This window comes from Arthrobacter sp. TE12231, from assembly GCF_054062895.1.
This window is the reverse complement of the sequence record NZ_JBSSFS010000001.1, coordinates 4,391,280-4,418,190: the sequence shown is the minus strand read 5'-3', so window position 1 is coordinate 4,418,190 and position 26,911 is coordinate 4,391,280. Positions and strand designations below refer to the sequence as shown.

General features: G+C 68.0%; 29 protein-coding genes. 11 read left to right on the top strand and 18 right to left on the bottom strand.

The window, feature by feature from the left end:
* Positions 1-11 precede the first annotated feature (11 nt).
* From ACVWYS_RS19790 to ACVWYS_RS19750, 9 genes are all read right to left on the bottom strand, one after another.
* Entirely contained in the window at positions 12-1,211 is a 1,200-nt protein-coding gene (locus ACVWYS_RS19790; RefSeq protein ID WP_456507935.1) for a thiolase family protein, read from the bottom strand.
* Positions 1,208-1,678, bottom strand: coding sequence for a 4-carboxymuconolactone decarboxylase (gene pcaC / locus ACVWYS_RS19785; RefSeq protein ID WP_344364820.1), 471 nt, complete (start codon positions 1,676-1,678; stop codon positions 1,208-1,210). The genes ACVWYS_RS19790 and pcaC overlap by 4 nt, the downstream gene beginning before the upstream one ends.
* Positions 1,675-2,493, bottom strand: a complete 819-nt coding sequence (locus ACVWYS_RS19780) for an alpha/beta fold hydrolase (RefSeq protein ID WP_456507934.1) — start codon at positions 2,491-2,493, stop codon at positions 1,675-1,677. Before ACVWYS_RS19780 ends, pcaC begins: the two co-directional genes overlap by 4 nt.
* Positions 2,486-4,036: a lyase family protein gene (locus ACVWYS_RS19775; protein ID WP_456507933.1), complete on the bottom strand. Its 1,551-nt coding sequence runs from the start codon at positions 4,034-4,036 to the stop codon at positions 2,486-2,488. Before ACVWYS_RS19775 ends, ACVWYS_RS19780 begins: the two co-directional genes overlap by 8 nt.
* A complete protein-coding gene (gene pcaG, locus ACVWYS_RS19770; RefSeq protein ID WP_456507932.1) occupies positions 4,033-4,623 on the bottom strand; it encodes a protocatechuate 3,4-dioxygenase subunit alpha in 591 nt (196 codons plus the stop codon). Before pcaG ends, ACVWYS_RS19775 begins: the two co-directional genes overlap by 4 nt.
* Positions 4,616-5,512 (bottom strand): protocatechuate 3,4-dioxygenase subunit beta, encoded by an 897-nt coding sequence (gene pcaH / locus ACVWYS_RS19765; RefSeq protein ID WP_456507931.1) that lies wholly within the window; start codon positions 5,510-5,512, stop codon positions 4,616-4,618. The genes pcaG and pcaH overlap by 8 nt, the downstream gene beginning before the upstream one ends.
* A gap of 42 nt (positions 5,513-5,554) precedes the next feature.
* Complete coding sequence (locus tag ACVWYS_RS19760; RefSeq protein ID WP_456507930.1) at positions 5,555-7,549, bottom strand: TIM barrel protein; 1,995 nt, start codon at positions 7,547-7,549, stop codon at positions 5,555-5,557.
* Entirely contained in the window at positions 7,549-8,430 is an 882-nt protein-coding gene (locus tag ACVWYS_RS19755; RefSeq protein WP_344364833.1) for a shikimate dehydrogenase, read from the bottom strand. Before ACVWYS_RS19755 ends, ACVWYS_RS19760 begins: the two co-directional genes overlap by 1 nt.
* Positions 8,431-8,614: 184 nt before the next feature.
* On the bottom strand, positions 8,615-9,457 hold the full coding sequence (locus tag ACVWYS_RS19750) for an IclR family transcriptional regulator (protein ID WP_456507929.1): 843 nt from the start codon (positions 9,455-9,457) through the stop codon (positions 8,615-8,617).
* Positions 9,458-9,682: 225 nt separating this feature from the next.
* On the opposite strand from ACVWYS_RS19750, the gene ACVWYS_RS19745 reads away from it, so the two are divergent.
* Both ACVWYS_RS19745 and ACVWYS_RS19740 read left to right on the top strand, forming a co-directional pair.
* Positions 9,683-10,996, top strand: coding sequence for an MFS transporter (locus ACVWYS_RS19745; RefSeq protein WP_116766756.1), 1,314 nt, complete (start codon positions 9,683-9,685; stop codon positions 10,994-10,996).
* Positions 10,997-11,282: 286 nt separating this feature from the next.
* On the top strand, positions 11,283-11,519 hold the full coding sequence (locus ACVWYS_RS19740) for a hypothetical protein (RefSeq protein ID WP_116766757.1): 237 nt from the start codon (positions 11,283-11,285) through the stop codon (positions 11,517-11,519).
* A gap of 4 nt (positions 11,520-11,523) precedes the next feature.
* On the opposite strand, the gene ACVWYS_RS19735 is transcribed toward ACVWYS_RS19740, so the two are convergent.
* The 3 genes from ACVWYS_RS19735 to ACVWYS_RS19725 form a co-directional block, all read right to left on the bottom strand.
* Positions 11,524-11,850, bottom strand: coding sequence for a MoaD/ThiS family protein (locus ACVWYS_RS19735; RefSeq protein ID WP_344365300.1), 327 nt, complete (start codon positions 11,848-11,850; stop codon positions 11,524-11,526).
* 30 nt (positions 11,851-11,880) lie between these two features.
* Positions 11,881-13,005, bottom strand: a complete 1,125-nt coding sequence (locus tag ACVWYS_RS19730) for a WD40/YVTN/BNR-like repeat-containing protein (RefSeq protein ID WP_344364840.1) — start codon at positions 13,003-13,005, stop codon at positions 11,881-11,883.
* Between the two features lie 88 nt (positions 13,006-13,093).
* The gene (locus ACVWYS_RS19725) at positions 13,094-13,276 is read right to left on the bottom strand and encodes a hypothetical protein (protein WP_091248826.1); all 183 of its coding nucleotides are present in this window, start codon (positions 13,274-13,276) and stop codon (positions 13,094-13,096) included.
* A gap of 149 nt (positions 13,277-13,425) precedes the next feature.
* On the opposite strand from ACVWYS_RS19725, the gene ACVWYS_RS19720 reads away from it, so the two are divergent.
* The 4 genes from ACVWYS_RS19720 to ACVWYS_RS19705 all read left to right on the top strand — a co-directional run bounded on the left by ACVWYS_RS19720 (position 13,426) and on the right by ACVWYS_RS19705 (position 17,168).
* Complete coding sequence (locus tag ACVWYS_RS19720; RefSeq protein WP_456507928.1) at positions 13,426-13,920, top strand: universal stress protein; 495 nt, start codon at positions 13,426-13,428, stop codon at positions 13,918-13,920.
* 216 nt (positions 13,921-14,136) lie between these two features.
* Positions 14,137-14,478, top strand: a complete 342-nt coding sequence (locus ACVWYS_RS19715) for a metal-sensitive transcriptional regulator (protein WP_344364844.1) — start codon at positions 14,137-14,139, stop codon at positions 14,476-14,478.
* A 67-nt stretch (positions 14,479-14,545) separates the two neighbouring features.
* The gene (locus ACVWYS_RS19710) at positions 14,546-14,776 is read left to right on the top strand and encodes a heavy-metal-associated domain-containing protein (RefSeq protein WP_344364847.1); all 231 of its coding nucleotides are present in this window, start codon (positions 14,546-14,548) and stop codon (positions 14,774-14,776) included.
* A gap of 61 nt (positions 14,777-14,837) precedes the next feature.
* Positions 14,838-17,168 (top strand): heavy metal translocating P-type ATPase, encoded by a 2,331-nt coding sequence (locus ACVWYS_RS19705; protein WP_344364849.1) that lies wholly within the window; start codon positions 14,838-14,840, stop codon positions 17,166-17,168.
* A gap of 23 nt (positions 17,169-17,191) precedes the next feature.
* Here ACVWYS_RS19705 and ACVWYS_RS19700 read toward each other — a convergent pair whose 3' ends face one another.
* Positions 17,192-17,464 carry a DUF2277 domain-containing protein gene (locus tag ACVWYS_RS19700; protein WP_116766764.1) on the bottom strand — a complete coding sequence of 91 codons (273 nt, stop codon included), beginning with the start codon at positions 17,462-17,464 and terminating at the stop codon, positions 17,192-17,194.
* 90 nt (positions 17,465-17,554) lie between these two features.
* The gene (locus tag ACVWYS_RS19695; RefSeq protein WP_344365302.1) at positions 17,555-18,502 is read right to left on the bottom strand and encodes an EamA family transporter; all 948 of its coding nucleotides are present in this window, start codon (positions 18,500-18,502) and stop codon (positions 17,555-17,557) included.
* A 227-nt stretch (positions 18,503-18,729) separates the two neighbouring features.
* On the opposite strand from ACVWYS_RS19695, the gene ACVWYS_RS19690 reads away from it, so the two are divergent.
* Positions 18,730-19,272: a CGNR zinc finger domain-containing protein gene (locus ACVWYS_RS19690; RefSeq protein WP_344364852.1), complete on the top strand. Its 543-nt coding sequence runs from the start codon at positions 18,730-18,732 to the stop codon at positions 19,270-19,272.
* A gap of 39 nt (positions 19,273-19,311) precedes the next feature.
* Here the strand turns inward: ACVWYS_RS19690 and ACVWYS_RS19685 are convergent, their stop codons facing one another.
* The 3 genes from ACVWYS_RS19685 to ACVWYS_RS19675 all read right to left on the bottom strand — a co-directional run bounded on the left by ACVWYS_RS19685 (position 19,312) and on the right by ACVWYS_RS19675 (position 21,817).
* Positions 19,312-19,686 carry a hypothetical protein gene (locus ACVWYS_RS19685; protein ID WP_091248436.1) on the bottom strand — a complete coding sequence of 125 codons (375 nt, stop codon included), beginning with the start codon at positions 19,684-19,686 and terminating at the stop codon, positions 19,312-19,314.
* 83 nt (positions 19,687-19,769) lie between these two features.
* Positions 19,770-20,363 (bottom strand): hypothetical protein, encoded by a 594-nt coding sequence (locus ACVWYS_RS19680; RefSeq protein WP_344364855.1) that lies wholly within the window; start codon positions 20,361-20,363, stop codon positions 19,770-19,772.
* A 98-nt stretch (positions 20,364-20,461) separates the two neighbouring features.
* Positions 20,462-21,817 carry an MATE family efflux transporter gene (locus ACVWYS_RS19675; protein WP_456507927.1) on the bottom strand — a complete coding sequence of 452 codons (1,356 nt, stop codon included), beginning with the start codon at positions 21,815-21,817 and terminating at the stop codon, positions 20,462-20,464.
* Positions 21,818-22,014: 197 nt separating this feature from the next.
* Here ACVWYS_RS19675 and ACVWYS_RS19670 point away from each other — a divergent pair, with 197 nt between their 5' ends.
* Positions 22,015-22,449, top strand: a complete 435-nt coding sequence (locus tag ACVWYS_RS19670) for a DoxX family protein (protein ID WP_091248439.1) — start codon at positions 22,015-22,017, stop codon at positions 22,447-22,449.
* A 180-nt stretch (positions 22,450-22,629) separates the two neighbouring features.
* A complete protein-coding gene (locus ACVWYS_RS19665) occupies positions 22,630-23,604 on the top strand; it encodes an acyl-CoA thioesterase (RefSeq protein WP_116766768.1) in 975 nt (324 codons plus the stop codon).
* Positions 23,605-23,678: 74 nt separating this feature from the next.
* Here the strand turns inward: ACVWYS_RS19665 and dnaB are convergent, their stop codons facing one another.
* Positions 23,679-25,064, bottom strand: coding sequence for a replicative DNA helicase (gene dnaB, locus ACVWYS_RS19660; RefSeq protein WP_018775337.1), 1,386 nt, complete (start codon positions 25,062-25,064; stop codon positions 23,679-23,681).
* A 797-nt stretch (positions 25,065-25,861) separates the two neighbouring features.
* Between dnaB and ACVWYS_RS19655 the strand changes: the two genes are divergently transcribed.
* Both ACVWYS_RS19655 and ACVWYS_RS19650 read left to right on the top strand, forming a co-directional pair.
* The gene (locus ACVWYS_RS19655) at positions 25,862-26,323 is read left to right on the top strand and encodes a hypothetical protein (RefSeq protein WP_456507926.1); all 462 of its coding nucleotides are present in this window, start codon (positions 25,862-25,864) and stop codon (positions 26,321-26,323) included.
* Positions 26,324-26,326: 3 nt separating this feature from the next.
* Complete coding sequence (locus tag ACVWYS_RS19650; protein ID WP_116766770.1) at positions 26,327-26,899, top strand: hypothetical protein; 573 nt, start codon at positions 26,327-26,329, stop codon at positions 26,897-26,899.
* The last annotated feature ends 12 nt before the right edge of the window (positions 26,900-26,911 follow it).

Below are 26,911 nucleotides of genomic sequence, written 5' to 3'. Positions count from 1 at the left end.
AGGCCGACGGGTTATGCCAATGCGGCGGTGGTGACGTTTTCGAGGACGACGGCGAGGCCCTGGCCGACGCCGATGCAGATCGCGGCGACGCCCCAGCGTTCCCCGGTGGCCAGCAGGGTGCGGGCCAGGGTGCCCAGGATCCGGCCGCCCGAGGCGCCCAGCGGGTGGCCCATCGCGATCGCGCCGCCGTGCCGGTTCACCATGGACGGGTCGATGCCCCAGGCGTTGATGCACGCCAGGGACTGCGCGGCGAACGCCTCGTTCAGTTCGACGGCGCCGACCTCGTCCCAGCCGATCCCGGCCTTCGCGAGGGCCTTGTTCGCGGCCTCAACCGGGGCGTAGCCGAAGAACTGGGGATCGTTCGCGTGCGCGCCGCGCCCCGCGATCCGGGCCAGCGGGTCCATCCCCAGCAGCCCTGCGGCCCTCTCGGATCCCAGCCACGCCGCCGACGCGCCATCGGAGAGCGGCGAGGCGTTCCCGGCGGTGACGGTGCCGTTCACGGTCCGGAACACGGTCTTGAGCCCTGCGAGCTTCTCCGCAGAGGAACCCGCCCGGATGCCTTCGTCGCGGACCAGGTCCGTGCCCGGAACCGGGGTGACCAGGCGGTCATAGAAGCCCTCGTCCCACGCCGCGGCGGCCAGGTTGTGGGAGGCCGCGGAGAACTCGTCCTGCGCCGCGCGGGTGATCCCGTACTTCTCGGCCAGCCGTTCGGTGGCCTCGCCCAGGGAGATGGTCCAGTCCGCCGGCATGGCCTGGTTCACCAGGCGCCAGCCCAGCGTGGTTGAGGCCAGGGTCAGGTCCCCGGCCGGGTAGGGCTTCTCGGTCTTGGGCAGCACCCAAGGAGCGCGGGACATCGACTCGACGCCGCCGACCAGCATGAGCTCGGCGTCACCGGTGTTGATCTGCCGGGAGGCGATGATCGCCGCGTCCAGCGAGGATCCGCACAGCCGGTTGACCGAGGTGCCCGGGATTGAGACCGGCAGCCCCGCCAGCAGGGTGCCCATCCGGGCGACGTTGCGGTTTTCCTCGCCCGCGCCGTTCGCGTTGCCGAACACCACCTCGTCAATCCGCTCGACATCGAGGCCCGGGGTACGCTTCACCGCCTCGCGGATCACGTGCGCGGCAAGATCATCCGGACGCACGGCCGCGAGCCCGCCGCCGAACTTCCCGAACGGCGTCCGCACGGCATCGTAAATAAAGGCCTGGTTCATGATTCGTCGTCCATTTCTGCAGTTTCCATTGCTTCGTTGTCCATGGAATGGAACACCTGCTGGGCGGTCTTGAAGGCGGTGTTGGCGGAGGGGACTCCGCAGTAGATGGCGGTCTGGAGCAGGATTTCCTTGATCTCATCCCGGCTCAGGCCGTTGGTGATGGCGGCGCGGATATGCATGGCCAGTTCTTCCCAGTGCCCGTGCGCCACCATGGCGGTGATGGTGACGGCGGAACGCATCTGCCGGCTGATCCCGGGCCGGGTCCAGATGCCGCCCCAGGCGATCCTGGTGATCATGTCCTGGAAGTCCTCGGTGAAGGAATCCTTGCTGGCGTTGGCACGGTCCACGTGCGCGGCGCCGAGGACTTCACGGCGGACTTTCATGCCGCCGTCGTAGATTTCCTGGCTTGTCGCGCCGGGCTGGACTACGCCGTTTCGCCGGGGTCCGTCGAGCTCGGGGCCGCTCATTCGCCGGCTCCTTGGGTCTCGGTCCAGGTGATGAGGCTCTTGAGTAGATCGGCAACGTGGGCAGGTGCCTCGAACGGGGCCAGGTGTGCCACGCCCTCCAGGCTGACGGCCGTGGCGGTGCCGCCGCCGGCGGTGATGCCCGCGGCCACTTCCTCGGCCATCGAGGGCGGAGCCACGGAGTCCAGGGCGCCGGCAATCACCTGGGTGGGGACGCGGATGGTGCCGAGCTGGTCCCGGACGTCAAAGCCCGCCAGGGCCTCGCAGCAGAAGGCGTAGCTGAAGCGGTCGGCGTCACGGAGGGTGTGCAGGAGCCGGCCGCTGAGCTCCGGCTGACGGTCCATGAACCCCGGGGCGAACCAGCGCTGAGCGGAGCCCTGGATCATCACCGGGGTTCCCTGGGTGCGCACAGTCTCGGCCCGTTCCAGCCAGCCCTCGGGAGTGCCGAGCTTCGCGCCGGAGCACTGCACGGAGAGGCTCTTGAGCCGGTCGCCGTGCTTAATGCCCAGTTGCAGGCCGGTGGCCCCGCCGAGCGACACCCCGGCGTAGTGGAAGCGTGCGCCGGGGGCGATCGAATCGACCAGGCCGATCACGGCGTCGGCCAGTTCAGCGACAGTGAACGTCTCTTGCGCCGCGGGCGAGACGCCGTGGCCGGGCAGGTCCCAGGCCACGACGTCGACGTCGGACCCCAGCAGGGTGCCGGCCTGGCTCCACAGCAGGGAGGACGTTCCGAGCGAGGGCCCCACGATCAGGAGGGGCTTGTCGCCGAGCGCGCGCTGGGGCGAGAGCAGGACTGCTTTGACGGTAGGTCTAGCCACGGGAGGCTCCGTTCTGGAGTTGGTGGGCGGTGGCACGGTCATATTCGGGTGAGGCCGGGCCGGCGGCGTATTCCGGGTACGCAGCGAGGATGCGGCGGGTGATCTCAACGGCCTGGCCGAGGTAGTTGGCCGGGTCCAGGAGCTCCTCAAGCCGGCTGTCCGCGAGCAGTTCCTCAGGGACGGCCGCCCGGAGCAGTTTCCGGTAGATGGCCGCCTGCTCCGAGGCCGGGGCCTGGAGGGTCTGGTCGACGACCTCCTGCAGTAGTTGCTTGCCGGCACGGCCCGGTCCCGCCCCGGCGCTGCGGGCGTCCAGAAGCGGCGCGACGGCGGAGTTGACGGCTTCGGAGAGAAGCAGCGGGCCGGCGAGGTCGAGGTTGCGTCGCATGGAACCGGGGAACACCTGCAGCCCTTCGGCCAGTTCGCGGAGCTGTCCCGCGGCGCCGAGGGCCAGGCGCAGCAGTTGGCGCAGGGCCGCCCATTCGCTGTGCCAGGCTCCGTCGGGTCGCTCGTCGTTGAAATTGGCGGCGGCAAGGTGCAGTTGGGCGCCCAAGGCCGGCGCCTGCAGGGCGGCGCTGCGGATCAGAACGGACAGCACCGGGTTCTGCTTCTGCGGCATGGCCGAGGACACGCCGCGGCCCGCGGCACGCGGTTCGGCGAGCTCGGCCACTTCCGGCCGGCTCAGGAACAGGACGTCGGCGGCAATCTTTCCGGCAGCGTCCGTCACGGTGGCCAGGGCATCGCCGAGCGAGGTCACGGCAACACGGTTGGTGTGCCAGGGCGCCGGAACGGTGGCGAGTCCGAGGCGGGCGGCCAGCCGGTCGGAGAGATCGAAGGGTGACAGCGGCCCGGCGATGAGCCCGGTGCCGGACGTCAGTGCAGCGCCGGACGTCAGTACAGTGCCGGCGGCCAGGGTCCCGGCGGCGCCGCCGGTCTGGACCGGCAGTTCGAGTGCTTCGAGCCGGCGGCCGGCGGCGGCCAGCCCGGCAAACCACTGCGCGGCCCGGAGCCCGAAGCTGAAGGGCAGCGAGTGCTGGGTCAGGCTGCGGCCCACGCAGAGCGTCCGGGCATGGGCTTCGGCCAGGCCGGCGAGGGCCGACGTCGCCGCCGTGAGCTCGGTGAGCAGCTCGCGCACGGCCCTGGTGGCGAGCACCATCAGGGCCGAGTCGAGGACGTCCTGGCTGGTCAGCGACGTGTGGACGGCCCGTACCGCGCCAAGGCCGGCGCCGTCCAGGGCCCTGACCTGTTCACGGAGGTCAGCGAGCAGCGGGATGACCGGGTTTCCCCCGCCCTGAGCGCGCACGGCGATGTCTGCGACGTCGTACCGCTGCACCTGCGCGGCCGTGGCCACCACCGCTGCGGACCCGGCCGGGGCGAGGCCCGCCTCATCCAGGACCGCCGCCCAGGCCGCCTCGACCTCCAGGATGGCGGCGAGCACTGCACGGTCCCCGGTCAGCGCCGTCACCAGGGGCGACGCCGACACGGGGTTCAGCAGGCCAAAGTCGCCGTGCAGGCCGGCGCCGCCGCCGGTCTCGAAGGAGGTCACTTCGAGGCACCCTCGACGTCGCTGAAATCCAGGAACACGGTCTCGCCGTCGCCTTGGAGGCGGATGTCCCAGGTCAGGCCGCCGTCGGGATCCCGGCGCGCGATCAGGGTCTCGCGGCGGTCCGGGTCAAGCGAACTGAGCAGCGGATCCTTGGCCAGGGCTTCCTCGTCTTCCGGCAGGTAGACGCGGGTGAAAAGGCGGTTAATCAGGCCCCGGGCAAAGACTGCGACGGCGATGAACGGCGCCGCGCCCTCCTCGGTGGGGCCGGGGTTCACCGTGGTGAAGGTGAAGGCGCCGGTGTTGCCGACAGCGCTGCGGCCGAAGCCGGTGAAGGTGTAGCCGTCCCGGACCAGGGAGCCAGTGCGGTGCGGGACCCTGCCGTCCGCGTCGGCCTGCCAGATCTCCAGGATCGCGTCCGGGATCGGGTGCCCGGCGCCGTCATAGACGGTGCCCTGGAGCCGGATGGAACCCGGGGATCCGGGAGCCAGGAGCTCGCGGTCCTTGGCGAAGGGCAGGGCGTAGCCATAGAACGGCCCCACGGTCTGGCCCGGTGTCGGGGTGAGTTTACCCACGGCGTTGCTATTCATCCTCATCGCCTCCTGCGCCCAATGCCTCGTTTTCGGTCCAGGTCCGCTTGGACCCGGTCAGGACGATGTCCCAGTTGTACGCCAGAGCCCATTCAGGCTTGGTCTGCTCGTGGTTGTAGGTGGCCACGAGCCGGTCGCGGGCATCCTGGTCCACGATCGACTGGTAGATCGGGTCCAGCGGGAACAGTTGGTCACCGGGGAAGTACATCTGGGTGACGATCCGCTGGGTGAACTCCTGCCCGAACAGGGAGAAGTGGATGTGGGCCGGCCGCCAGGCATTGAGGTGGTTCTTCCACGGGTAGGCGCCGGGCTTGATGGTGGTGAAGCTGTAGGAGCCGTCCGCGCCCGTGATGCAGCGGCCGACGCCGGTGAAGTTGGGATCCAGCGGTGCAGGGTGCTGGTCACGCTTGTGGATGTAGCGCCCGGCGGAGTTCGCCTGCCAGATTTCGACAAGCTGGCCGGCGACGGGGCGTCCGTCGCCGTCGAGCACCCGGCCGGAGACCACGATGCGTTCGCCGAGCGGCTCGCCGTTGTGCGCGATGGTCAGGTCTGCTTCCAGCGCGTGCACGTCCATGTGCCCGAACGCCGGCGAGTACAGTTCGATGGTTTCCGGATCCGCGTGGTGCAGATCCTTGGTGGGGTGGCGCAGGACGCTGCTGCGGTACGGCGCGTAGTCGAGCCGCGGCTGGGTTTCGGCCGGGGCTCCGCCTTTGAGGGCCTGCGCGTACGCTTCGCCGATCGCCTTCATCTCGGCGCTGAGGTCCGCCTGCGGCTCTGCGGCGGCATCGAGCGGCGCGTACGTCTTTGGTGCGGCCTCCATGGCTTCGTCGGACACGTCTTCGGTGATCGGGTCGGCGTTGAAGATCTCGAGGTTCAATTCTTCAGGCACAGCAACCTCCTTTCCTGGGTGTGATTGTTGGTCGGGTGGGGATCAGGAACTGCGTGTCAGCTGGTGCAGGTGGTCGTACTGGACGGCGTGCCGCACGGGTGCGTTCGGAGCGCCGTAGCCGTCGTAGGCGCCGCGGCGTTCCACCATTTCGAAAAACACGCTGCCTACGGTGGCCGTGTAGAAATGCAGGAATTCGCCGTCGGCATCACGGTCATAGAGCAGGTTGAGCTCGCGGAGCGTGGCCAGGAAGTCCGGGTCCAGGGCGAACCGGGCGTCGAGGTCCTCGTAGTAGTTCGCCGGAATCTGCAGGAAGTCCAGGCCGCGGTCCCGGGCGGCGCGGGCGGTGGCCACGAGGTCAGTCACGGCGAAGGCCACGTGCTCCTGGTAGGTGCGGCGGTGGCCGGTCCCGGACTCGCCGGGTTCTTTTGTTCCGGCGGCCTCCTGCTGCAGCAGCGGTGCCAGGTTCAGCACCAGGCGGACGCCCCGGTCCTCGGTGAGCATCACCTGGGAGCGGACCAGCCCGGTGGGGCTCGCCACCTCGGCATACGGCTGCGGTTCCAGCGCGAGGGCGCTCGTGTAGAACAGCACGGCCTCGTCGAAGTGCTGCCACGGCTGGGCGAGGTTCACGTGGTCAATCACGGCACCGGCTGCGGGGCCCGCGGCGGGAGCGGTTCCGCCGGCTGCAACAACGGGAGGCCGTGCGTTGCCGGGTTCATGAGGCTCCCCGAATTCGCCGACCCAGGCTGCCGCGCCGTCCGGGCTGCCCTGGCAGAGGAAGATCTCGGTGGAGTCCGGCGCTGCGAAACCCTGGAAGACTTCCTCGTTGGCCTGGCTCTTGCGCGGCACCGCGGGGGCCTTGAGCTGCTGGGCGCGGGCGGCGGCGATGACGGGAGAGTCGACGTCGAACCCCACGGCCGAAATAGCAGTGGAAATGGCAGCGGCGGCGGCCGCGTGCTGACCGGCGGCGGGTTCTTCGTTGATGATCAAGCGGGCGCGGCCCATGGTCCACAATTGCACGTTCTTGGTGCGATGGCGCCCGTTGAACGCAAATCCCAGCTGGCTGAGCAGCGTTTCCAGGCCGGCGGTGTCCCCGGCCCGGACTTCGGCGAAGTTGAAGCCGGCGGGCTCGGCCACCCGGGGAAGCGTGGCAAGCTCCATCGGGTAACGGCGCCGGGCCGCAGTGCCGGCCGCACCGCTTTCAGCCGCGGCCGGGTTGGCCTCGAGCCATCGGGCGCTCTGCTCTTCGAGCCAGATCAGCGACCGCATGGCATCGATAGCCGTGCGTTCGACGTCGGACTGGCGGAACACGTCGTTGAACACTTCCAGCGATACCGGTCCGGTATAGCCGGCGCGGACCACGTGGCCCATGAACTTGGGAAGGTCGAACTGGCCCTCGCCCGGGAACACCCGGTAGTGCCGGCTCCAGGACAGCACGTCCATCGTCAGCTTGGGGGCATCGGCCACCTGGACGAAGAAGATTTTCGCCGGGTTGAAAGCCTCAATCGGCGCGGTGTCCCAGCCGCGGGAGAGGATATGGAAGGAGTCCAGGCAGGTGCCCAGATGGGGGTGGTCCACCATGTCAACCAGCCGGTGGGCGTGCTCGTAGTCGCTGACGTATTTGCCCCAGGCCAGGGCCTCGTAGGCGACCTTGACACCGTGTTCGCCCGCGAGGTCCGCGAGCCGGGAGAGCTGGGCGGCCCGGAGTTCGTCGTCGTCGATCGTGGCCGTGCCCACGTTGGAGCACAGCAGCATGGTGTCCATGCCCAGCCGGGACATGAGCCGGAACTTGGCGTCCGCGCGGCGCAGATTGGCGGCGAGCAAGTCCTCGGGAACGCTGTCGAAGTCGCGGAACGGCTGGTAGAGGTCCAGCGTGAGTCCGAGGTCGGCGGCCAGCTTCCGGACATCCTCCGGGCTCAGCGATGACGTGACGAGGTCCTGTTCGAAGATTTCAATGCCGTCAAAGCCGGCAACCGCACAGGCCTGCATTTTTTCCCGCAGGGTGCCGGAGAGGCAGACGGTCGCGATTCCGGTGCGCATCAGGCTGCCACCTCTTCCGCGGCCACGAGTTCCAGGAAGTGGGAGCGCATGCGGTCCGCGTCGGGCTCCCGCCCGGTGAAGATCCGGAACGCGTCCGCGGCCTGCCCCACCGCCATCCGGCCGCCGTCAAGGACGTCGCAGCCCTTGGCCCGGGCCGCGCGGACGAGCTCGGTTTCGATCGGCCGGTACACGATGTCGGCCACCCAGTGCCGGGACTCCACGAGGGACATGTCCAGCGGAACACCCGGATGGGCGGCCATGCCCACCGGGGTGCAGTGCACCAGGCCGTCGGCCCGGGGCATGAGCTGCGGCAGCTCCGCCGTCGTGCGGGCCGTGACCGTCCGGTCCGGGAAGAACCCGGCGAGCTCGGCAGCCCGGGCGGCGCAGCGCGCCGCATCCGTGTCCACGAGGTCCAGTTCCCGGACACCCGCCGTGAGCAGGGCGTAGGCGACGGCGGATCCCGCGCCGCCGGCTCCCAGCTGGACCACACGGTCCAGGGCGGCCCCGGGGAGGCCGGAGGCCAGGGCCGCCGCGAAGCCGGAAAAGTCGGTGTTATGCCCGATGAAGCGGCCGTCCCGGATGACCACGGTGTTGACGGCGCCGAGTCGCCGGGCGTCGGCGGAGACCTCGTCAAGGTAGTCGAGCACGAGCTGCTTGCAGGGGTGGGTGATGTTCAGTCCGTTGAACCCGAGGCTCCGGGCACCGGACAGCAGCTCCCCCACGGCCTGACCGGGCAGGCCAAGTTCGATCAGGTCGATGGGGCGGTAGAGGTACCGGAGGCCCTGGACGTCACCTTCGCGTTCATGCATGTAGGGCGTGAGGGACGGCATGACACCGTCTCCCACGAGTCCCACGAGGAAGGATTCTGCTCGATTGCTCATCCGGTTAGCTCCTTTGACAACTGCACTCGGCGAGCCGTGGCGCTTGAGGCGTCCGCGGCGGGCCGGGTGATGGGGATTACACTACAGACTTTGTTCACATGTTGCACACTTGTTCGAATGACGAACATATTATTACGACGGCGCCTGCCATCCCGAGGCACCCCCGGGCGGCGGGCGGAGCACGTCACCGCTGGGGCAGCCGGGCCGAGAGCTCAGCTGCGGCCGACTGGAGCAGGGGCACACAGGCCACCAGGTCCTCCATGCTGAGCCGGAACACCGGCACGGCCGTGGCGAGGGAGGCAAACGCGTGACCTTGGGCGTTGAACACCGGAACCGCGACGGCGCGCATGCCGGCCTCGTTTTCCTCGTCCATCGTGGCGTAGCCACGGCGGCGGACCAGTTCGATCTCCGCCCGGAACGCGTCGCGATCGGTAATGGAATGCTCTGTCAGCGGATCGAGGGGCAGTTCATCGAGAAGCTGGGCGCGGGTGGCGTCATCGGCGAACGCCACCAGCGCCTTGCCCACCGAGGTGGTGTGCAGCGCCCCCAGATGGCCGGGATCGCTGGTGACGCGGAAGGTTCGCGGGCCATCCACCTTATTCACCGTCAGATGGTGGATGCCGTCACGCACGGAAAGAATGGTGGCCTCGCCCGTTTCCTCGGTCACCCGGCGCAGGATGGGAAGTGCCGTGCCCGCAAAGCCGTGATGATTGGAAACCCGCTGGCCAAGCTGGAAGACGCGCAGGCCCAGGTGGTAGCGGCGCCCGTCGGACTCGTAGTCCACGAAGCCGTCCCGCGTCAGCGAGCCGAGCAGGCGGTACGTGGTGCTGAACGGCAGATCGGCCCGGCGGGAGATCTCGGCGGCGCTGGCGCCGCGCGGCTCGTCGCCCAGGAGAACCAGCAGGCCCAGGGCCTTCCCCACCATGTCCGTCCGCGAGTCCTCCTTGGCGGCCTTGGCAGGCCTCACAAGGGCCTCCCCCGGGGCGGCGGAGACGGCGGACTCTTCTGTGCCTTGATTCACACTCATACAACGATGCTCCCACATAGTGAGAACTATTTCTAGATGGTGATTATTTTTCTTGACAGGTGACTACGCTCACAGTCATGATTGCTACATCGCACAAGTAGCTTCCACCATGTGGCTACTAGTCCGGGTCTTTCCACGGACCTCCGGCTGCACCAAACTTAAGCAAGCGGCAGTCGAGACATTCCTGATCCATCCGCGACAACGTCGTCACACAAAAGGAACACCATGAGCCAGACTCTCCCGTCCGCGACGGGCACCACCACGGGAGGGACGCCGAAGAAGGCGGCCCTTGCCAGCTTCCTGGGCAGCGCCGTCGAGTACTACGACTTCTTCATCTTCGGTTCGGCAGCGGCACTGATCTTCCCGCATGTTTTCTTCCCCGACGCCGACACCAACGCGGCGATCATGTCGTTCGCCACTTTCGGCTTCGCCTACATTGCCCGCCCGATCGGCGCCGTCGTCCTGGGCCACTTCGGCGACAGGATCGGCCGCCGGAAGGTCCTCATGTTCACGCTCCTGCTGATGGGGGCCTCCACCTTCGTCATCGGCTGCCTTCCGGACTTCAAGACGGTGGGCTGGTGGGCCCCTGTCCTGCTGGTGCTGGCACGTCTCTGCCAGGGCTTCTCCGCGGCCGGTGAGCAGGCCGGTGCGTCTTCGATGACGCTGGAGCACGCCCCGGACAACCGTCGCTCGTTCTTCACCTCCTGGACGCTCACGGGCACCCAGGGCGGCCAGATCCTCGCTGCCCTCGTCTTCATCCCCGTCCTGGCGCTGCCCGATGACATCAAGTACAGCATCGGCTGGCGCATCCCGTTCTGGCTCAGCGCCGTGGTTGTGCTGGTCGCGTTCTTCATCCGCCGCACCCTGCACGAACCGCCGGCATTCGAGGAAGCCCGGAAGACCGCGCAGATCTCCAAGCTCCCGGTGGCCGACCTCCTCAAGGGCCACTGGCGCGATGTCCTCCGCGTCATCGCCTGCGCCTTCATCGCCGCCGTGTCCACGGTCTTCGGGACCCTGGCCATCAGCTACGCCAAGAACGTTGCCGGCGTGGACGGCACCACCACGCTCTGGCTCGTCGTCGGCGCCAACTTCATGGCCCTGGGCACCCAGCCGCTCTTCGGCATGCTCGCCGACAAGATAGGCCGGAAGCCGGTCTTCATCTACGGCGCACTGTCCAGCGCAGCCCTGACCCCGGTCTTCCTGCTGAGCCTCGAGTCCGGCAACGTCCCGCTCATGTTCCTTACGGCAATCGCGTTCTTCTCCTTCGGCTACGCTGCCGCCAACGCGGTCTGGCCCTCCTTCTACGCCGAGATGTTCAGCACCAACGTCCGCTTCTCCGGCCTCGCCATCGGCACCCAGCTGGGCTTCCTCATGGCGGGTTTCGCCCCCGCGATCGTGGCGGCCATGGGCGGCATCCAGCCCGGCGGCTGGGTCCAGATCAGCATCTTCACCGCAGTCATCTGCCTGATCGCCACCATTGCGGCCCTGACGGCCAAGGAAACCTTCAAGGTGCCCACCAAGCAGCTCGGCGTCAAGTAGTCCGGCCGCGGCGCTCCTGACCGGCACCGCGCTCAACCGGAAGTTCCGCACCTACGACGGCGGCCCGTCCCTTCGGGGGCGGGCCGCCGTCGCGCGTGCAGGCGGTCAAAGAACGTGCCCAGGCGGCCATCGGAGCAAGAATCGGACCGGAGCCGGGGCCGGAAATCGGGCCGCCGCCGAAAACTAACCGTCCCCTTACCGCACTGAAACGCGGACGCAACATTGGCGCAGGACACTGGAAGGGCCGGCAAGAGCAGGCACCAACTCCAGTCCAGGAGGCCCCGTCATGTTGAAGGAAGCGAAAGCCCATGTAACCCGTATCCGTGCCCTCGACCAGCTGCACCGCGGCGACGAGATCGAGGCCCGTTTGCGCGTCGGCCCGAACTACGACGATGTCGTGATCCGCCGCGGCCGCGTCCAGGAGACGGCGCCCGGAATCGGCGTCGTCTGGATCATGGACCGCCATTCCGGCATGCGGAAGGCCATCAACGCGGACGAATGCACCGTCTGGCGGGTCGCCTGAAGCGTCAGCCTCCCGCCACGGACTGGATGATCAGGACTTCCTGGCCCGGTGCCACCGTCGTCACCAAGCCCTGCAGCCGCCGGATCTCATTCCCGTTGACGTATATATTCACGTAACGGCGAACGGTTCCGGTTTCATCCCGCAACCGCCGCGACAGCGCCGGATAATCCCCGGTCACCGTATCGAGCACCCACTCCACCGTCACCGCTTCCTCCGCGGGCGCAGTCAGGATGGACTGCCCGCCGGCCAGCGGTTGGAGGACGCTCGGCAGGACCACACTGATCGCGGAATCCGCCGGCACGGGCACGCCGTTAGTCACGACGCCGTTCATGCGTTTCCAGCCCTTCACGGCTGCACTGGCTCACAGCTGCATCGGGAGCAGGGCAGCGGAAACCGTGGCAGCCCGCACGCACAGCACGTCCGGCAGGTGCGAGGCCACTTCGCTGAAGTGCTCCCCCTCGTCGGCACTGGCATAGACGCTGCCGCCCCGCGTTCCGAAGTAGACGCCGGCGGGCTCGGCCTCGTCGACGCACGCAGCATCGCGCAGCACGGCGTTGTACTCGGGGTCCGGCAGACCGGAGTCGAGCCGCTTCCAGCTGGCACCGGCGTCGTCCGTCCGGTGCACCGCCAGCTTGCCGTCCGGCGGAATCCGCTCGCCGTCGGCCTTCAGCGGGATCACCCAGGCCGTACCGGCCCGGCGCGGGTGCGTCAGCATCACAAAGCCGAAGTCCGCCGGGAGCCCTTCGGCGATCGATTCCCACGATTCGGCGTCGTCGTCGCTGCGGTACACGCCGTGGTGGTTCTGCGCATACAGGCGGCCGTCGACGGCGGCGTCCGCCGCGATCTTGTGGACGCACTGGCCGAATTCCGGGTTGGGGTCCGGCATGAAGTAGGCGGAAATCCCCCTGTTGCGGGGTTCCCAGGAAGCTCCGCCGTCGAGCGAGCGGTAGACCCCGCCTGTGCTCATGGCGACGTGAACTTTCTCGCCCGTGGGGTCAACGACGATCGAGTGGGCCGCGGCGCCGCCATAGCCGGCACCCCATTCGCTGCGGTGCGGATGATCCCAGAGGCCGCGGTTGAGCTCGAAGTGCTCGCCGCCATCGGTCGATTTCCAGACGGAGATCGGCTCGCACCCTGCCCAGACGACGCCGGGCCGGGACTCGGCATCGGGGTGGATCTGCCAGATTCGCTCCAAGGCGGCGTCCGTGCCGTCGGGGAACGTGATGGCGCCGTTTTCGGGCTCCTCCCACGTCCCGCCCAGGTCATCCGAGTGAAAGACGGTGGGACCCCAGTGCTCGGAGCGGACCCCCACCAGGATCCGGGTCCGCCCGCCGCGGCTGTCGATGCCGATGCTGGGCACTTCACTCATCAGAAAATGCGGCCCGGACAGGGACCATTCCCTCCGGTCCGGGCTGGTCGCCAGCCACAGACCCTTCTTGGTGCCGATCGCCAGGATATAACTCTCTGCAGTAGCCATGCCCCCCATGCAACCACCCGCACCGGAAGGCCGCAACGGTTTTCTTGCGATGCCGCCGTGGTCCCGGGACGGTGCGCCGGCGTGCCGGGCCCCGCCGTCAGTCGACGAACTCCGACTGCGTCTCGATAAAGTCCCAGTCCGCGTCCGTCAATGATCCGGCGCCGCCGGCGTCGAAGATCCCCCGCTTGACGGTCTCGGGCAGCTCGATGGTCCGGAGGTTTTCCCGGAGCCATTCCTTACTCGCCAAATCCAGATCCAGCCACCACATATAGATCTCCACGGCAGCCACCTCCTCCTGTGTTCTTCAACCGTAGGCCCCGCCCCCGGGGTGTACAAGGGATGCGCCGGGACCGGCACCGCAACGGGTCCGGCCGCGGGACCGGGAAGTAAGTCCCTGTTCAATGCGACACCGCCGGGCAAGAATGAAGTATGTCTGCCGAGTCCGCCGAGTCCGCCGCCGGGCCCTCGCCCGTCGTGGTGGCCGTGCTTCCGGGACAGCATCCCGAGGTGCTGCAGACCGCGGGAGCGCTTGCCAAGCGCCTCGCCGCGCCTCTGGTCTGCGCGTATGTGGACGAGGCCAGCTACCTCGTGGAGTGGGATCCTGAGCGGTCCGCGCACCGACTGTCGCTGCATCCGGACACGGACAACGACGAGATCCGGGCGACAACCCAGGAGCTGCGCTCCACCATTGAGGCAAGCTGCGGCGGCCTGGGCATCGACTGGTGCCTGCGCACCCTGGCGGGCGACCCGGCCCGGGCGATCGGCAGGCTGGCCACCGAGACGAACGCGCTCATGATCGTGGTGGGGACCCCGGAACCCGGACTCGGCCACCGCATTTCGGCGGCGCTCAATGGCTCCGTGGCGGCATGGCTGAGCCACCATCAGGAGCATCCAATCCTGATCGTTCCGGCGGCAGGAAAATAAAGCGAAAGTAGTTATTCGGGGTGCTGGCGCTATCCCACTACCGCCGAGTAAGCTCGATACGTAGGCCGGATGAACCGCCTACCCAATAGCTGCTCCGGAGTGCGTATCCCCCAATAACGCACTCCGGAGCTCTTTAATTTCCGCCATGCGCCGAATTCACCGCCGGGCCGCCCCGAACGCTTGAAAACATACCCCTAGGGGGTATATGTTGAGGGCATGAGCGAGTCCGAAGTTCCCGTCACAGCCCCCCTGGCGCCCCACGAGGAGCGCGGCTACACCTCCAATAAGGAGGCCTACCTGCGCCGGCTCAAGCGGATCGAAGGCCAGGTGCGAGGCATCGCCCGCATGGTTGATGAGGACAAATACTGCATCGACATCCTCACCCAGGTTGCCGCCGTCACCAAAGCCCTGCACGCGGTGAGCCTGGGGCTCGTGGAAGAGCACATCGGCCACTGCGTCGTCGGCGCCGCCTCGGAGCCGGATCCGGAACTGCGGGCCGAAGCCATCGATTTCAAAGTCAAAGAGGCCGCCGATGCCATCGGCCGCCTCCTGCGCTAAGAATTGCACCACCCACCCCACCACCGGGCCGGGGAACCATCCCCTGCCCAGCGACAAGGAGCACGCCATGGGCACCGTTTCCACTACCGTCAACGTTTCCGGAATGACCTGCGGCCACTGTGTGTCCTCCGTCAGCGAAGAACTTGAGGCGCTCTCAGGCGTCGAAAAGGTCGACGTCGACCTCAAGGCCGGCGGCATTTCCAGCGTCACGATCACCTCCAGCGAAGCATTGTCGTTTGCCGAGATCGGCGAGGCGGTCGCTGAAGCGGGCTACCTCGTGGTCGCCACCGAGGCCTGAGCGCCCTTGCGGGCCGGCGGACGGCACAGAACGGACCGAGCGATGAGAACAGAAGGGCGCCGTGCGTAACGAGCAACTGCTGCACCAATCCGGAAGCCGTGTCATTGACCTCGATATCGAGGGCATGACGTGCGCCTCCTGCGTCAACCGGATCGAACGCAAACTCGGAAAACTCCACGGCGTCGAAGCCTCCGTCAATCTGCCCCTTGAGACCGCCCACGTCACCGTCCCGGCGGCCATCACAGACGAACAAATCACCGCCACCGTCGCCGCGGCAGGCTACAAGGCCACGATCCGGCCCCCCAAGCACCCGACTGACGCGAGTGGCCCCGCCGAAAGCCCCAAGCTCGGCCCCCGGCTCGTCGGGGCAGCCGTCCTCACCATCCCGGTGTTTCTCATTTCGATGTTCCCGGCCTTCCACTTCGCCAACTGGGGCTGGGCAGCAGCCCTCCTCGCCCTGCCCGTGGTTACCTGGGCGGCGTGGCCATTCCACCGGGCAGCCGCCGTCAACGCCCGGCACCTCTCCTCCACGATGGACACGCTCGTCTCCATTGGCGTGACGGCGGCCTACGTCTTCTCGGCCTGGCAGCTCTTCGCGGACCCGCTAATGACCGCCCACCCGGAGATGGACGGAACGGGGATGGACTCCGGCGGACTCTACTTCGAGGTTGCCTCGGTAGTCACCACGTTCCTGCTGCTGGGCCGGTATCTGGAGGCCAATGCCAAGCAAAAAGCCGGAGACGCCCTCAAGGCACTGCTGAATCTGGGTGCCAAGGATGCCACAGTGCTCCGCGACGGCCAGGAGCAGCAGATTCCCGCCGATCGGCTGGGGGTAGGCGACCTCATTGTGGTCCGCCCCGGCGAGAGGATTGCGACTGACGGCATCGTCGTCGAAGGGTCCTCCGCGGTCGACGCGTCGCTGGTCACGGGTGAATCGGTGCCGGTGGAAGTCGGCCCGGACAGCTCGGTCACGGGTGCCACCATCAACACCTCCGGCCGGCTGCTGGTCCGCGCCACGCGCGTCGGCGCCGAAACCACCTTGGCCCAGATGGGCCGGTTGGTCTCCGAGGCGCAGACCGGCAAGGCGCAGATTGCGCGCCTCGCGGACCGGATCAGTGCCGTCTTCGTGCCAGTGGTCCTCGCCATCGCCGTGGTGACCTTTGGCGCCTGGCTGCTCGCGGCCGGCCCGGAGATCAGCGACGCCGAACTCCGGGCAGCGTTTACGGCCGCCGTCGCCGTACTCGTCATTGCCTGCCCCTGCGCCCTGGGCCTGGCCACCCCGGTGGGGCTGCTCACCGGAACCGGCCGGGGCGCCCAGCTGGGCATCCTGATCCGGGGCCCCCAGGTCCTCGAGGACACCCGGACCGTTGACACCATCCTGCTGGACAAGACCGGCACCGTGACCACCGGCCACCTCGCCGTCGACGGAACAGAGGCCTTCGGAGCGTTCACCCCTGCGGAGGTTCTGCGTCTGGCCGGAGCCCTGGAGGCCGCGTCTGAACACCCGATCGCCCGCGCCATCACTGCCGCGGCACGGGACGCGGCACTGGTTACGGCACCGGGTACGTCACCGGACGCCGCGGCCGGGGCGCCGGCTGCAGGGAACCGCGAGGTCGCGAACGGCGGCGCCGGCCTGGCCGTCGTCGCCGGTTTCCGCTCCGCGCCCGGCGGCGGCGTCCAGGGCACCGTCGAGGGCCGGCTCCTGACGGCAGGCCGTACGGGCTGGCTGGAGCAGAACGGCATCGCGCCCGCCGCCGCGCAACTGGAGGCACTCAGCACCGCCGAAGCCTCCGGCGCCACAGCGATCTGGCTCACCGTGGACGGGGAGCCCGCCGGCATCATCAGCCTGCGGGACACGCTCAAGCCGGGCTCCGCAGCCGCGATCTCGCGGCTGCGCGGGCTGGGTCTCCGGCCGATCCTCCTGACCGGGGACAACGCCGCCGTGGCCGCGCAGGTGGCAGCCGCCGTCGGCATAGCTCCGGAGGATGTGTTCGCAGGGGTGCTGCCGGAGGGCAAGGTCGAGGCGGTGCGGAAGCTGCAGTCCGACGGCGCCACTGTCGCCATGGCCGGTGACGGCGTCAATGACGCCGCCGCGCTGGCCCAGTCGGATCTGGGCATCGCGATGGGCTCCGGCACGGATGTTGCAATCGAGGCCGCCGACCTGACGGTCATGGGCAACGATCTGGGGCAGGTCGCCCAGGCCATCGAGCTCTCCCGCCGGACCCTGGCGACCATCAAAACGAACCTCTTCTGGGCCTTTTTCTACAACGCCATCGGCATTCCCATAGCGGCCCTGGGACTCCTGAATCCGATGATCGCAGGGGGCGCCATGGCCGCGAGTTCCGTGCTGGTGGTGGCCAATTCGCTGCGGCTGCGCAGCTTCGGCAGGTAGGCCGGCCTTCGCCCGGGTCCCCCTCAGGCCGCGCCAAAGCGGGCGGCAGCTTTGGCTTTGGCCTTGGCAGCTTCCTCTCCGCGGTCCTTTGCCGGCGCGTGGGTCACGAGGGAGTCGAGCAGGTGCTGGGTGGCGTGGGCAATCTCGTGTACAGCCCGGTTGAAGGCCTCTTCGTTCGCCTTGGACGGCCTGGTGCTGCCACTGATCTTGCGCACGTACTGCAGCGCGGCGGCTTCCACCTCGGCGGTGGTCGCATGGGGTTCAAAATTATGGAGGGTCCGGATATTTCGGCACATAGCTCCATGCTAGGTGTCCCGAGGCCCGGGAACGAGGGCACCGCTACACGACGCCGGACCCGCATTGGGGCCGGCGCCGGCGGAACGCGCCTACGGTACGGGTTCGACGTCGTTCGCGTGGTCCAACGGGGCCGGCACCGGGGCGGCGCGCAGTTCGTCCAGCCGGACCAGGACCACACCGCCGACGATCAAGAGACCGCCGAGCAGCTGAATGGTGCCGGGCAGTTCGCCGAGCAACAGCCAGGCCCAGATGACGGCGAAGAGGACTTCGGTCAGCGACACGAAGGACGCCACCTTGGATCCGAGGGCCCGCGCGGCGACAATTCCGGACACGTACGCCAGGACCGTGGCCAGGACCACGAGGCCGCCGAGGGCGACCCACCAAGGGGTGATCCAGGGTCCCAGCCGCGTGTCGGCCGTGCCGAAGGCCATCGGCACCAGACCGGTGGCGGCCGCGAGCCACATTACGACGGCTCCGACCATCAGGCCGCCGGAAGCCAGGACAATCGGCGGGAGGGTGTCGTTTTCCTTGGCCGTGATGAAGAAGTAGATCGCGAGGCAGACCGCGGCCGCTATTCCCCACAGCACGCCGATCAGGTCGATCTTCACGGCACCCGTCAGGTCCAGGACCAGCACCAGTCCGCCCAGCGACAGCAGGGTGCCGGCGATGGTCAGCGGGCGGGGACGCTTCCGGCTCGCGGCCCACAGCCACAACACGATGATGACGGGCGCGAGGTACTCCAGCAGGAGGGCGACGCCCACCGACAGCCGGGACACCGCATTGAAATAGAACAGCTGGCACGCGGCGACCCCAATGACGCCGAAAAGCAGGATGGTCAGCCAGTTGTCCTTGAGTTGGTGCCAGCGGCCGCGCAGCGCCGGGATGGCGGGAACCGCGAGGATCAGCGCGGCGCCGGTGAGACGGCCCGTAACGGCGGCCCCGGGCGTCCAGCCCGTTTCGAGGAGGGCCTTCGCGAATGATCCGGAGATGCCGAAGACCGCCGAGGAGAACAACGCGATGCCCAGGCCCGAGGCCATGAAGCTGGACGCAACACCGGACCGCCTGGTGCCGGCCGTGGCGCCCCGCGCCGTGCCCGTTGTCTCCCCCATTGCGCTGCCGGCCGGTTCCGAGGCAGGCCGCAGGGCGGCAAGGTCTTGGACCGGGGCGGCGACGGTGCGGCGGGGGGCAGACACGGCATTCTCCTGTCAGGAGTAAAGTGGGGTTATGGTCATGACATTACGCCCGCGCAAGGTAAGGAGTCAAGATGGTCTTTGCCCCTGACACAGAAGTTGCCCTGCGTTCCGTGGTCAACCTCATCAACACCGCCGCGAACGGCCAGGAACATCTGGCCACGGTCGAGGACCTGGACGGTTTCCTGGCGGCTGAGGGCTTCACTGGCTCCCGGACATGGGACCAGGCCGAGCTGGAAAGCATACGGCGGCTCCGCGGCGAACTCGCCGAGCTCTGGGTGGCGGAGGAGGCCGCTGCCGCGGAGACCGTGAACCGGCTGCTCCGCGAGGCCCGGGCACTCCCCCAGTTGGTCAAGCACCATCCGTGGGACTGGCACTTGCACGCCACCACGCCCGAGGCCCCGCTGGCCGACCGGATGAGCACGGAGGCGGCCATGGCGATCGTGGACGTGATCCGCAGCAAGGAAATGGACCGCCTGCTGGTGTGCGCGGCGGAAGACTGCGACGCCGTCGTGCTCGATCTGAGCCGCAACCGCTCCAAGCGCTACTGCGACACGGGAAACTGCGCCAACCGCGCGCACGTGGCGGCATACCGGGCTCGCAAGGCGGTGTCCTGACCTGCGGGGCCCCGGTGTTGCGTGGTTAGGCCTGCGGCGTCAGGCGTGCGGTCCGTTGTCGCCGGAATCGGCCGAATCGACGGGGCCACCGGTTTCGGGCCCGGGCTGCACAGATGGGCCGCCGTGGCCGGAAGGCGACCGCTTGGAGCTGAGGTTGACGCCGGAGCCCTTCCCCAAGTGCTCGGCGTTGTCCTTGTAGCTCATCGAGAGCATGGCGGCCACCACGAGGATCACAATGAAGGCGATCCCGGCGCCGATGAAGGCCAGGTCAAAGCGGGGCGAACGGGCGCTGCCGCCCGAGGCGAAGATCAGGACGCCGAAGAACACCACGACGGCCCAGAACGCGGAGAACATGAGCGTTCCCTTGACCGAGGTCCGCACGTTGCGGGACGCTCCGGATTTCTGCTGTGCCAAGGTGTTTTCCTCCTGCAGCCTGCGCGGGAAGCGTGGCTGTCTTGTTACCGCAATTGTTCTACGCCGGGTAGAACCTGTCGGTACTAGTTTACGGCCTCCGCGGAATCGCCCCGAGCATCATGCCGCAGGGTCAGCCCGGACAACATCCACAGGACGCCACTGATGATGGCCCCGCCGCCGGCCACGCCGAGGAGCGCGTGCGCACCAAGGCCGATGAAGAACGGCAGCGCGATCGCCGTGCCCAGCCCGATCACGCCGGAGGCGATCCAGTCCCGGGCCAGGACGGAACGTCCGCGGCCCAGAATGCCCGCGAGCAGCTCCGCAATACCGGCAACGCCGAGACCGATTGCGGCGATCGTTCCGAAGACGAGGGAGCTGGGGATCATGGCCACGGCTGCACCGGCCCCGGCCAGGACGGCCCCGCCGGCAGAGAGGATCCTGCCAGCACGTTCACGCGGACGGTACCCGGACTTCGTCACCGTCCAGATCAGCACAACGCCGGTGGCCAGCAGGTACAGGCCGCCGGCCCAGCCCATGCCCGCCTCGGATGGCGCGGCCCAGAACACGGTCACCGCGCCAAACACGAGCGCAACGGCAGCCCTGACCAGCACGGGCTTCCAGAGGTCGGCCGCGGCGCGGATGGCAGGGGTCGCGTCAGGCGCTGCGGGAAGAGTCACCCGTCCAGTTTAGTGCGAAGCCGGCACTGCGCGCGCCGGGACCAGGACGCCAGCCGGCGGAGGTCCGGCGGCGGGCGGCGTCGGCCGGCCGGTCCGGCTCACCGCGCGCCGAGTACCATCCAGCGGTCCGTCCGCGCCCGAAGGCCCAGCGTCAGCGCCCGCGCCGCCATGTAGCCCAGGGAGAAGGCGGCCCAGAGCCACAGCAGCCCCGCGCCGCCGCCCGCGCCGGAGTGCCGCACCGCCAGGAGCAGGGGAAGATAGGCCGCGAGATTCACGACGCCGGCGATCGCGAGATAGCGGGCGTCGCCGGCTCCAATGAGGACGCCGTCGAGGACGAAGACGTAGCCGGCGACCGGCTGGCCCGCGGCAAGGACCCACAGGGCGAGCGTAAGCGCCGCCCGGACCTCGGCGTCGGACGTGAAGAGGGCGCCCGCCCACGGCGCCGCCGCCGCGAGGAGGATCCCGGTCAGGGCGCCGAAGCCGAGTCCCCACCGCGTCATGGTGCGCGTCAGCGCCCGGACGGCGCCGGGCCGGGCCGCCCCGAGTTCCTTGCCGATCAGGGCCTGGGCCGCGATCGCCAGGGAGTCCAGGGCGAAGGCGAAGAACGTGAAGATGGTCATTGCCAGCTGGTGCGCGGCAAGATTGACTGGACCCTGGGCCGTCACCACCACTACCGTGGCAAGAATCGCGATGCGCAGGCTGAGCGTGCGCAGCATGAGCCAGGAGCCGACCTTGGTCAGGGCCCGGATCCCGCGCCAGTCCGGCAGCAGGGACACCCCGTGGTTGCGGGCGTTGCGCCGGACGATCAGCACGTACACGGCCGCCATGGCCCATTGCGCGATGCTCGTGCCCACGGCGGAACCTGTCACGGACCAGCCCAGCCCGTAGACGACGAACAGGTTCAGCACGGTGTTCAGCGTGAATCCGGCAGCGGCGACGGCCAACGGGGTCCGGGTGTCCTGAAGCCCGCGCAGCACGCCGGTGCCCGCGAAGATGAGCAGCATCGCCACCAGGCCCGGCATGGACCCGCGCAGGTAGTCCATGGCATACCCGTGCACCTCGCCGCGGGCACCCATCAGGTCCAGGAGGGGCCCGGCGGCCAGGAAGCCGGCGGTCGCCAGGACGATGCCCAGCAGGAGGGCCAGCCAGATGCCGTCCCGTCCGGCAGCGAGGGCTTTTGCGAGCTGGCCGTTGCCGATGGCCCGCGCGACCGCCGGCGTCGTGGAGTACGCGAGGAACACCATGAGTCCCACGGCCGTGTGGAGGACCGCCGATGCGAGCCCGACGCCGGCCAGTTCGGCCACTCCGAGGTGGCCCACGATTGCCGAGTCCGCGAGCAGGAACAGCGGTTCGGCAATCAGGGCTCCGAAGGCCGGCACTGCCAGGCGGAGGATTTCCCGGCGGTGCCCCGTGGACGGCGGCAGGGTCTTGGGCAGGGAAGCGGAGGCAGGCACGGCTTAACCCTAGCGGGGTGCACGCGACGTCGCCCGGCGTCATTTAGTTGACTTTTCAACTAAACTGGGTAACCCTTAAGTTGAAAGTACAACTTCCTCGCTGCTTCGGCCCGTTCCGCAGTTTGGGGACTCCGCTTTTTGCGGATCCCATCGTTTCGCCCCGGCCGACGCGGCGGTCCACTCGAGAAAAGGCCCCCATGAACCAGCCCGCACTGACCACCTCCGCCCGAACCATCCTGCGCGTTATTACGGGATTCCTGTTCGCGGCCCACGGCTGGCAGAAATTCAACGAATTCACCATCGCCGGCACCCAGGCTGCCTTCACCCAGATGGGCGTCCCGGCGGCCCAGGCGGTGGCACCCGTCGTCGCGACCCTCGAACTCGTCGGCGGCGTCGCACTGATCCTGGGCGTGCTCACCCGCGTGTTCGCCGCCCTCCTCGCACTGGACATGCTCGGCGCCCTCTTCCTGGTCCACGCCTCCGCCGGCGTCTTCGTCGCCACCGGCGGCTACGAGCTGGTGCTGATCCTGGCGGCCGCCGCTCTGGCCGTGGCCCTCGTTGGCGCCGGCACGGTCTCTGTGGACAAGGCGCTCTTTGGCCGTAGCGGATCCCGGCTCCGCGTCCTCGCCTGAGGCGTTTTTCCCGGCACCTTTCAGCGCTCCCGGCGGGCGGTCACCTCGCGGTGGCCGCCCGCCGTCGCATGTCACCGGCTTCGGATGCCGGCGGTTCGCATGCCGCGGCTTATGGCGTCCCGGACAGCGATTGTGTCGCCGGCCCACGGCTCCCGGCCGGCCCTTCAGTAAACTCACAGCATGAGCGAGAACGCGCCCAATTCCGTGACCCTGCGCTTCCTGGCGGCCCCCACCGACGTCGGCCACAGCGGTTCGGTCGACGCCGGCACCGTGCTGGAGTGGGTGGACAAGGCGGCCTACGCGGCCGCCGTCGGCTGGGCAAAGTCCTATTGCGTAACGGCCTACGTGGGAAACATCCACTTCGCAGATCCGGTCAACAGCGGTGACATGGTGGAGGTCGAGGCCACGATCGTCTACACAGGGCGGTCCTCGATGCACATCCGCACCGTGGTGTCCTCGAGCGATCCCAAGGGCGGACCCGCCACCATGCGCAGTCAGTGCATCGTGATCTTCGTGGCCGTGGGCGCAGACGGCAAGCCCATACCGGTGCCGCAGTTTGAACCCGCGACGCCGGCAGAAATCGAGCAGCGGGACGACGCGCTGGCCCGGATCAAGGTCCGCGAAGAGATCGTCCAAGCCATGAGCGAGCAGGAATACACCGATGCCGGCACGGCCGAACGCGTGGTGCTGCGGTTCATGGCGGCGCCCACGGACGTGAACTGGGGCGGCAAGGTCCACGGCGGAATCGTTATGAAGTGGATCGATGAGGCCGCGTACGTCTGCGCCTCCCGGTACTGCGGAAAGGACACCGTCGCCGTGTTCTCCGGCGGCGTGCGGTTCTACCGTCCGTTGCTGATCGGCCACGTCGTGGAAGTGGAGGCCCGGCTGGTGTACACCGGCACGAAAGGCATGCACATCGCCGTGCACGTCCGTTCGGGAGACCCCAAGGGACGCGAGCTGAACCTCACCACGTACTGCCTGACGGTCATGGTGGCCCGCGACGAGACGGGCACATCGGTCCCGATCCCGCAGTGGGTTCCGGTCTCCGACGAAGACAAGCGGCTGCACGCCCATGCCCGCGAACTGCTGGAAATCCGCGGCCGGGCCCCCGGGAACCGGCTGCCCAACCATCTGCTCGCGGCAGGCGGCAGCTAGGTCCTGGCCGGGCCGGCGGGCGGGGTTGGTCCTGGTCGGGCTGACGGGCGGGCCGGGCCAGCCGGGCGGGCCGGCTAGAAGCCGCCGCCACCGCCGGCGTCGGCCGCCATGTTGGCAAACCGCGAGTAGTGGCCCTGGAAGGCCACAACAATGTCTTTCGTGGGGCCGTTACGGTGCTTGGCGATCAGGATGTCCGCCTCGCCGGCGCGCGGGGACTCTTTGTCGTAAACATCTTCACGGTGCAGCAAGATCACCATGTCGGCATCCTGCTCGATGGAGCCGGATTCACGCAGATCCGAGACCATGGGCCGCTTGTCCTGTCGCTGCTCCGAGCCACGGTTCAGCTGCGACAGTGCAATCACGGGGACCTGGAGTTCCTTGGCCAGGAGCTTCAGCGCACGGGAGAACTCGGAGACTTCCTGCTGACGGGATTCCACCTTCTTGCCCGAGCTCATCAACTGCAGGTAGTCCAGGATCACGAGCTTGAGGTCATGCTGCTGTTTCAGGCGCCGGCACTTGGCCCGGATTTCCATAAGCGACATGTTGGGGCTGTCATCGATGAACAGCGGGGCATCGTTCATGCGGCCCATCGTGGTGGCGATCTTGGACCACTGCTCGTCTTTGATGGTGCCCTTGCGGAGGTCTTGAAGGCCGATCGTGGCCTCGGCGGACAGCAGGCGCATGGCGATCTCGTTGCGGCCCATTTCGAGGGAAAACATGACGGTGGCGAGGTTGTTCTTGATGGCGGCCGAGCGGGCGAAGTCCAACGCGAACGTGGATTTTCCGACGGCGGGGCGCGCGGCGATGACGATCATCTGGCCGGGATGCAGGCCGTGGGTCAGTTCATCGAGCTCGTAGAAGCCGGTGGGGACACCCACCATGCCCTCGCCGCGGTGTCCCGAGGCCTCGATCTCGTCCACCGTGGACTCCATGACGTCCTTGAGGACCACGTAGTCCTCGGCGGTACGGCGTTCGGCGACGGCGTAGACCTCGGCCTGGGCCTGGTTGACGAGGTCCTCCACCTCGCCGTCCTGCCCGTAGCCGAGCTGAACTATCTTGGTGCCGGCGTTGACAAGGCGGCGCAGCACCGCGCGTTCGCCCACGATTTCGGCGTAGTATCCGGCGTTGGCGGCGGTGGGGACCGTCTGGATGAGTTCGTGCAGGTAGGCGGGTCCACCGATCCTGTTGATTTCCCCGCGTTTGGTCAGCTCGTCCGAGACCGTCACGGCATCGGCAGGTTCACCGCGGCCGTAGAGGTCAATGATGGCCTCGTAGATGGTTTCGTGTGCCGGACGGTAGAAGTCCTGGCCGCGCAGGATCTCGACGACGTCGGCGATGGCGTCCTTGGAGAGCATCATGCCACCCAGGACTGACTGCTCCGCGGGAATGTCCTGCGGGGGCTTGCGGCTGCCCTCGGCTCCCCGCGTACCCTCGACTGAGTCCAGATGCGTAACTGACAAAACTGCCGTCCTTCATTGTGTGCCGCGGCGGATATCCTTTCGCCGCGGCGCGTAAGCGCTGTGCGGTGATGCCCAGCTGCCCTGATGCCTAACTGCTGCGGTGCCCACCCGCTGTGGTGACGCCCAACTGCTGGGGTGCCCAGCGGCTGTTATGCCCAACTGCTGCGATTCCCAACTGCAGTGATTCCAAACTGCTGTGATTCCCAACAGCGGTGATTCCCAACAGCATTGCCTGGCGCCACCCAATTCGTATCGGTCAGCTCCGACAATTCGCGCCGGTCCTCCCTGCGCGGTTCTCCACAGCACTGGTGCGGCCGTACGCCGCCGGGATCCCGGGGCGGGTTTCCTCAATGGGCACCGCCCGGCGACCGAAGGATTTCCGCTTCCAAAGCCCGATGTCCTGCAACGTTATCCCCCGATCGGGCAGGCACCAACCCGGACGGTGCGCCGCCCTGTGGATAACCTGTGCACTAGTGGCAGATGCTTGTGCACAGTCTGTGGGTAGAGCTGTGGATAGAAAAAAAGTTGAGTCCGTAATCCGTTCTTGACCTGCGGAAACATTGGATTCATCTTGTGGACACAAAACTATTTTCGCCAAGGTTCATCCACAGCCTGCACCTTGCGGCTGGGGATACGCCGCGGCATGGGAGGCCACATTCGCGGCCTGATGCACGCATTTTGTGAGCGGACTCACGCCATTGGGGAGGATTGAGGTGGAGTTGACGCGGGCCGCGGCGCACTGTAGACGGGGTGCAGAACATGCTGTGGATAACCGCAATCTGGCATAAGCTCTAACCATGGGCGATGTACTGATAGTCATGTTGCCTGCCCTCATTCTGGCGGCGGTGCTCTGGGCGGTCACCACGGTCCTGAAACCGCGGAATTTCGGCATCTCAGACGCCGAGCGCTACCAGCGGGAACTGGCAGTAAAGTCCCAGGCCCACTATGCCGCGCAAGTCGAGGCTGCCGTGGCCGCCCGAGCCCGGATTGAAGCGACCACGCGCCCAAGCCAGAACTCCCAGCAGCAGTCGCAACAAGAGGACCATGCCCGCTCAGCGTTGCTCTCCCGGAACGCCTCGGCCCCTGCAGGGACGCGGCACGGAGACCCCCTGCTCGCCGTCGGACACCTCAGTCCCCAGCTCCTCCAGGAGCTGCAGGCGCTGGCCCGCAGCGGCCATAAGATCAAGGCCACCCGGCTGCTTCGGCAGTCGACGCACTCAGACCTCAAGACCGCCAAGAATTATGTAGATCGGCTGTAGCACATGGAAGCACTGCTCATCCCCGTCCTGATCCTGGTGCTCGTGGCCGCTGGCGTGCTGCTGGCGGTCCGGGCATGGAGCCGCCGCGGCCAACGCTCCCGACCGGAGGCCATGCCACAGCCGGACCCCGACTCCGCGGAGCTCGCCCGGGCGGCGGCCGCCAAGCTCAACCAGGAGCAACACCGGCGGCTGTACGCACTGATCGCGCAGGGACAGGCCATGGCGGCCATCAAGGTGTACCTCGAAGCCACGGGAGAAGGCCTCCGGGCGTCCCGCGACGCTGTCGCGGCTCTAGCGGCCCACCCCCAGCCGTTCCGTGCCCCAGAGGCCGTCAAGGAGCCGGCCCCGGACGAGGACGAGGTGCCGCAGCGGTTTTCGTACCGCTACCGCGCGATCGCGAGCAAGGGCGACGTCACGCGCGAGGTGAGCAGCAACATGCTCAATGACGAGATCTACGGGAGAATCCGCACCCTGGCAAAGAGCGGCGACACCGAGGCGGCGGCGACCGCACTGACCCGCCACTCGGATATTTCCATGAAGCAGGCCAGAGAGTTTATCGCTCTGCTCGACGACTGATCACGGACAGCT